Source organism: Streptomyces sp. NPDC050617 (assembly GCF_040654795.1).
Classification (GTDB): Bacteria; Actinomycetota; Actinomycetes; order Streptomycetales; family Streptomycetaceae; genus Streptomyces.
Map to the genome: position 1 here is coordinate 77,882 of NZ_JBFAIS010000034.1, position 6,320 is coordinate 84,201.

General features: G+C 72.1%; 5 protein-coding genes. 1 reads left to right on the plus strand and 4 read right to left on the minus strand.

Going from position 1 to position 6,320, the window contains the following annotated elements; genetic code table 11:
- Nucleotides 1-153 precede the first annotated feature (153 nt).
- The 4 genes from AB0I49_RS33100 to AB0I49_RS33115 form a co-directional block, all read right to left on the minus strand.
- Entirely contained in the window at nucleotides 154-657 is a 504-nt protein-coding gene (locus tag AB0I49_RS33100) for a MarR family winged helix-turn-helix transcriptional regulator (protein WP_363230875.1), read from the minus strand.
- A gap of 168 nt (nucleotides 658-825) precedes the next feature.
- On the minus strand, nucleotides 826-2,466 hold the full coding sequence (locus AB0I49_RS33105; protein ID WP_363230876.1) for an MFS transporter: 1,641 nt from the start codon (nucleotides 2,464-2,466) through the stop codon (nucleotides 826-828).
- A 318-nt stretch (nucleotides 2,467-2,784) separates the two neighbouring features.
- Nucleotides 2,785-3,570, minus strand: a complete 786-nt coding sequence (locus tag AB0I49_RS33110) for an aminotransferase class IV (RefSeq protein WP_363230877.1) — start codon at nucleotides 3,568-3,570, stop codon at nucleotides 2,785-2,787.
- A 319-nt stretch (nucleotides 3,571-3,889) separates the two neighbouring features.
- On the minus strand, nucleotides 3,890-5,443 hold the full coding sequence (locus tag AB0I49_RS33115; RefSeq protein WP_363230878.1) for an FAD-dependent monooxygenase: 1,554 nt from the start codon (nucleotides 5,441-5,443) through the stop codon (nucleotides 3,890-3,892).
- Between the two features lie 35 nt (nucleotides 5,444-5,478).
- Here AB0I49_RS33115 and AB0I49_RS33120 point away from each other — a divergent pair, with 35 nt between their 5' ends.
- On the plus strand, nucleotides 5,479-6,225 hold the full coding sequence (locus tag AB0I49_RS33120) for a TetR/AcrR family transcriptional regulator C-terminal domain-containing protein (RefSeq protein WP_363230879.1): 747 nt from the start codon (nucleotides 5,479-5,481) through the stop codon (nucleotides 6,223-6,225).
- The last annotated feature ends 95 nt before the right edge of the window (nucleotides 6,226-6,320 follow it).

A 6,320-nucleotide genomic window follows, 5' to 3' on the forward strand; every position in this document is an offset into this window, starting at 1 on the left:
ATTTGACGGAATTTGACGGGGGAATTAAATGCTCCGAATAGGCTGCCTCCGGATAATGCGGGCCGGGTTTTGCGGAGTGCTGAATTCTGCTGTTCGGTCCTCCCGGCGGGCCGCCCGGGCCGGACGTCGGACGCCCCGATCGGAACGCCCCGGTCAGTCCTCGCAGGCGACGACGCTGGGCCAGCGGTCGGCGAGCAGTTCGCCGAGGATCTTCCGCAGCCGGTCGCGGTCGGCGGAGTCCACCGCGGCGAGAAAGACCTGTTCCACGTCGTCGACGGCGCGCGAGGCGGCGGCCAGCGCCGTCCGTCCGGCGTCCGTGAGATGGAGGATGTAGCGCCGGCGGTCGGCGGGGTTGCGCCGTCGCTCCACATGCCCGGCGCCCTCCATCTCGTCGATGAGCGCGACCATGGTGGTGGGATCGAGGTTGAGCAGTCGGCTCAAGTCCTGCTGGGAAAGGTTGATCTGGCCCTCCAGCGCGGCGAGCACGTAGAAGTACCGCATCCGCATCCCGCGGGATTCCAGGGCCCGGTCGGCCTCGTGCATGAGCAGCAGTCCGGCTTTGTGCAGCAGATAGCCGGTCCGGCGCACGAGCGGGAAGTCCACTGCCTCGGCCGCGGGTTGAGGCAGTGGGGCGGAGAGATGGTCGGTGGTTGACATCAAGGGCCGCTTCCGTCGGGGGGATGGAATGGTCTTTCGGTCTGCGCTCACCTGCCATTATCGCCGGTGGCGGGTTGGATGAACATCCACGATCGCCGGATCGTGGTGCGGAGAGCGGCGGGTGCCCCGGGGGCCGAAGTCCCCGGGGCACCGTCGCACGCCGGTCGGTCAGGCCCGCGCGGAGACTTTCCCCGTGGCATCCGCTGCTGCCGTCTCCACCGCGGTTCCGGCGCGGGCACCCTCGCTCTCCGCCCCGGTCAGGGCGCTCTCATGGAGGTCTCGGGTGCGGATGAACGCGAACGCGATCAGTGCGCCGAGTGCCGCGATCGACGCGCATACGATCATTACCTCGTGGAGGCCGTCCGCGAATGCTGTACGGGCCGCCTGGTCCAGTCGCTCGGCCATCGCGGCCGGCATGCCGGACACGGCCTGCGAGCCGCCGCCTGCGGCGACCGCCTCGCCGAACTCCTGGGCCCGTCCGCCCAGCTGACGACCCGCTTCGGAGTCGACGAACAGGTCGGTGACCCTGGACTGGAAGAGCGCGCCGAAGGCCGCGATGCCCACGGCGACGCCCACTTGCTGGAAGGTCTCGCCGATCCCGGACGCCATGCCCGCCTCGGACGGCTCGGCCACCGCGATGGACAGCGAGGCGCGCGGCGGGTTGAACAGGCCCATGCCGAGGCCGAGTCCGAACATGCTGGGCAGCAGCGACGTCCAGGCGCTGTCCGCGTCGACCAGCAGGACCAGGGCGAGCCCCAGCGCCACGAAGGTCATCGCGAAGCCGACGAGCACGCGCTGCGGCATCCGGGTCGTGAGGCTGCCGGCGACGGCCGCCGCCACGAAGAGCGTCAGCGTCAGCGGCAGGAACCGCAGCCCGGTGTCCCAGGCCGAGAAGCCCAGCACGTTCTGCACGTAGGAGATCTGCAGGAAGAGCGCGGACATGGTGGCCGCCGCGCAGAGCAGGGTGACCGCCGAAATGCCGTTGAAGGTGACGTTGCGGAAGAGCGTCAGGCGCAGCATCGCCCGTTGGCCGAGCCGCCGTTGGGTGACGTAGAAGGCCGCGAAGAGCAGCGCCGATGCGGCGAACATGCCCACGATCGCGGCGCTTCCCCAGCCCTGCGCCTCCCCGCGCAGGAAGCCGAGGACAAGAAGGGCGAGCGCACCCGAGAAAAGGACCAGCCCCCACCAGTCCACCGGGTGCGCTCGCGGGTCCCGCGATTCGCGCATGCGCAGCACGCCGATCACCAGCGCGGCGATGCCGACCGGGACGTTCACCAGGAAGATCCACCGCCAGTCGAGGCTGTCGGTGAGGGCGCCGCCGATCAACGGGCCGAACGCGATGGACAGTCCCACCACGCCGCCGAAGATCCCGAACGCCTTGCCCCGCTCCTTGCCGCGGTACTCGTGTCCGATCAGCGCCGGGCCGACCGCGAAGAGCATCGCGCCGCCCAGGCCCTGCACCCCTCGCGCGGCGGACAGGAATGCCGCGTTCGGGGCGAGGCCGCAGGCCAGCGAGGCCAGAAGGAAGATCACGAATCCGGTGTTGAACACCCGCTTCCGGCCGAGGCGGTCCGCCAGGGAGCCCGCGGTGAGGAGGAAGACCGCGAGCCCCAGGGCGTAGGCGTCGAGCACCCATTGCAGGTCGGAGAAGGTCGCGTGGAGATGCGTGCGCATATCAGGGAGCGCGACGTTCACCACGGTCAGATCGAGCATCAGCATGAACGTCGCCACGCAGACGGCGGCCAGCGTCCATCCGCGTCCGCCGCCTGGCCTTGGCACGACAGCGGCTGTCGCGGTCGACTCGGTCATCAAGACTCCCCCAGTCCCTCACACCGTCTATCGGATCATCAATCATTTATCTTTCCTACGATCCAAGAAGGTATGGACTGGGATTCCGACTGTCAATGTTTCCAGGGGAGTTGACGGCCAATCAGGCCGAAACCGACCGTGCGCGTATTGGCACACCGAACTCCCCCTGCTCTGCAAGCGAGTTGAGCTGACCTGCGCACCACGGCGAAGACGATCACCGGGTGCGGGCTCCGGCCGGCGGCACAGGGCGGAGCCCCCGATGGCGGGAATGCGATGTGCCGCTACGGCAGGTACCGCACCTCGGGGAGGGTCGGAGCGTCAGAGGGCGTCCGCCGGAATCGTCTGGAAGATCCGGACGACCTCGTCCACGAGCAGCACGTCGGCGGGGAAGTCCAGCTCGTCGACGCGGGAAATGGGCGCGATGCCCTGGGAGTTGGTGAGGAAGGCCCCGCCGTACGAAGCCAGGTCGGCGGTACGCACGCTCGCTCGCCGCCAGGGCAGGCCCGCCTTGTCCAGCGCCTGCCGGAGCAGCAGCATCGAGATGCCGTCCAGCATGGGGGCGTCGGGCCACACCACTGTGCCGCCGTCGGTGAAGGCGACGTTGGTGATGGCCCCCTCGGACACCGTGCCGTCGGGGCCGGTCAGCAGCGCCTCGTCGAAGCCCGCCCGCTGGACCTGGTCGCGGAAGTAGCCCTGCGCGAAGCCGCCCGTGTGCTTGATGTGCGCGACGGGGCGCAGGTAGGGCACGGTGCGCAGGGCCTGCGGCGTGGTCGGCATGGTCGTGGGCGGGCGCACGCTGACCAGCACCGAGGGCGCCGCGCCGGGCGCCGGGCGGAAGACGTTGACCCGTACCGACGCGTCCTCCGTGTCGGCGAGCGCCTGCCGGATCAGCTCGCGGACCCGGCTGCCGTCGAGGTCCGCGCCGAACAGCTCGCGCGTGGCCGCGTCCAGCCGCGCGAGGTGCAGATCGAGGCCGCGCACGGCCCGGCCGCGTACCTGCATGGCGGTGAAATGGCCGTAGTTGCTCATCAGCGGGGCGAAGAGCTCCTCGGCGGCAGCGGGCCGCCCGTCGAGCTCGATCCGGAGGTCAGGAAGATCGGTCACACCGCTCACCCTACGTGGGCCCCTCCCCCGAACGGCGTTGCCCGGTGCGCCCAGGACCGAACACCTGCTCCTCGCGGTCGACCCGGTCGACGGCGTCTGCCGCCGGCGTCCCACGCCCGCTCCGGGACCCTGATGCGCCGAAGCCGGACGAGGACCAGACCAACTGGGAGCGAGCCGGGCTGTCGCGCGCCATACTCGACATCCGCGGCGCCTCCGCGCGTACGAGAACCGCGTCAGCACGCTCGCGCCGGTCGAACCATGACCGTTCTCAGCGCCACAGCTGTCCCGATGTTCCCCGAGGCCGGTTGCGGCCGTACCGCTACGTGCCGATCCCGCTCGCCGCGGGCGCCCGGAGCAGACCGTTGTGCGCCTCGACCGCCGCATCGGGGTCCGTGCCCCGCCAGGCGACGATCTGATCGGGCCTCAGCAGCAGGCACTGGCCGGCGGGCAGGAAGTCCACGTCGTGCCGGTGGACCGGGAGCCGGTCCGTGCGCGGTGCGGCGGCCTCCGGTCCGGCGAGGAGGGACCAGCCGGGGCCCGCGAGGTCGAGCGTCGAGCGGGTGCGGGCCGCGTCGACCCAGCGGTGCGGTACGCGCGTGCCGACGCGGCCGGCCGGGGCGAACTCGGTGACCGGCTCCGGGTCGTCGGCGGCGTCCGGGTCGCTCGCCAGGGCGCCCGCGGTGTGCTGGAACGCCCCGACGGCCAGGATGTAGGGGTGGGCGAGCGTGGGGTCGGGGGCCGACGCGAGGTTCTGGAAGCTCGCCATGCGGCGACTGGACTCGTCGGCCGCGAACCAGCCGGCCGGGCGGCGTTCGGCGTCGTAGCTGTCGAGGAGGGCGGGGGCGGCCTCGCCGCGCAGGACGGCGGCGAGCTTCCAGCCCAGGTTGTGCGCGTCGGCGATCCCGGTGTTGGCGCCGCTGGCGGCATACGGCGGCATGACGTGCGCGGCGTCGCCCGCCAGGTGCACGCGGCCGTGGCTGAAGCGGTCGGCGACGAGCATCTCGGCCTGCCAGGGCAGCACGCTGAGGACGTCGAGGTCGGGGGCCGGGACGCCGAGCGCGGTGCGCAGCAGGGCGGGCCAGTCGCGGTCGGTCTCGCCGCCGGGGCTCATGAACACCCATCGGCGGCGGCCGTCCACCGAGGCGAGCGCGCCGGGGGCGTCGGGGTGGTCGATCTGGCAGAGGTTGAACTCCCGGCCGCGTACGACGTCGGCGAGGTCGGCTCGGAAGTAGACGTTCACGTTGGGGCGGCCGACGGCTCCCTCTCCGGAGCGGCCGATGCCGAGGGTCTCGCGGACGAAGCCGCGCGCCCCGTCGGCGGCCACCAGGTACCGGGCCTCGGCGCGGTGGCGGCTGCCGTCCGTACGGTCGAGGAGTTCGGCGCGCACCCGGTCCTCGTCCTGGTCGAGGCCGAGGAGTTCGGTGTCGAACCGCACGGTGGCGCCCGCGTCGACGGCGGCGGCGCGCAGGACCGGTTCGAGTATGTCCTGGGCGATCAGGGAGGGCGGCTCGGGGCTGACGTCGACAAGGGGGGCGCCGGCCGCCATGGGCTGCCACAGCGGGAGCTGTTCGGCCTCGGCGAGCGTCCGGCCGGCCGCCATGTGGTCGTGCCCGGCGAGGTCGCGGGCGGCGTCGTGGACCAGCCCGGCGAGGCCGAGCTCGCGGTAGATCTCCATGCTGCGCATGTGGAGGCGGCGGGCCTTGGGCTGGGGCGAGGTCGTCGAGCGTTTCTCCACCAGCGTGACGGCCACGCCGTGGTGGCGGAGCACCAGGGCGGCGGTCAGTCCGGCCAGTCCGCCGCCGGTGATCAGGACATCGGCGTCCAGCACGTCGGGGCGGTGTGCGCGCGGCTTCGGTGTACATCGTCCACTCATGGTGGACAACGTACACCGACTAGGGTCCGAACACCATGACTTCCGAAGACCGCCGCCCCGCGCCCAGCGGCCTGGTGTGGTTCGACCAGCCCGCACCGCCCCGCCGCACCGAACAGCTCAGCCGCGAGCGCATCGTGAGCGCCGCGATGGACATGGCCGACCGGGAGGCGAGCGGCGAATTCACCATGCGGGCGCTGGCGACCGGGCTGGGCGTGCGCAGCCCCATGGCCCTGTACCGCTACGTCGGCAGCAAGGACGGCCTGCTGGACCTGATGTCCGATCAGGTCTACGGGCAGTTCGCCGTCGCGCGCGGCGAGGGCTGGCGCCCCGCGCTGCGCGCCATGGGCCGTACGGGCTGGGACGCCGTGCAGCGCCACCCGTGGTTCGCGCGCCTGGCCTTCAGCCGCCCCCCGCTGGGGCCCAACGCCCTCGACCTCTACGAGTCCGCGCTCACCGAGCTCGACCCCCTCGGGCTCGACGCGGCCACCCGCATGCGGTGCGTCGACACGGTGCTCGGCCAGGTGTTCGGCTCGGGGCTCGCCCTTCTCGAGGAGCGGACCATGCGGGCCCGCGTCGGGCTGAGCACCGACGACGAGCTGGAGCAGGCCGCCGCGCCCTATCTCGAACGGATCGCCGCCGCGGGCAGGCACCCCCACTTCATCCGCTGGGTCAACGATCCCGAGCGGCACGCCCCCGGCCCGCAGCCGTTCGGCCAGGTCCTGGAGTGGCTGCTCGACGGGCTCGAATCCGTCGTCACCCGGACCGGCGGCCCACCGGCCTGACCGGCGCCGGACGTACGACGGGGCGGCGTGGCGCGTACGCAAGTTCGTGCCGGGCGGCCGTACGCGCCGGAGCCCGCGCGGCGCCCAGCCCAAGG

Excerpts from the sequence above, each read along its gene's own strand:
- AB0I49_RS33115 (WP_363230878.1), bottom strand. The coding sequence starts at position 5,443 with ATGAGTGGACGATGTACACCGAAGCCGCGCGCACACCGCCCCGACGTG.
- AB0I49_RS33105 (WP_363230876.1), bottom strand. The coding sequence starts at position 2,466 with ATGACCGAGTCGACCGCGACAGCCGCTGTCGTGCCAAGGCCAGGCGGC.
- AB0I49_RS33100 (WP_363230875.1), bottom strand. The coding sequence starts at position 657 with ATGTCAACCACCGACCATCTCTCCGCCCCACTGCCTCAACCCGCGGCC.
- AB0I49_RS33120 (WP_363230879.1), top strand. The coding sequence starts at position 5,479 with ATGACTTCCGAAGACCGCCGCCCCGCGCCCAGCGGCCTGGTGTGGTTC.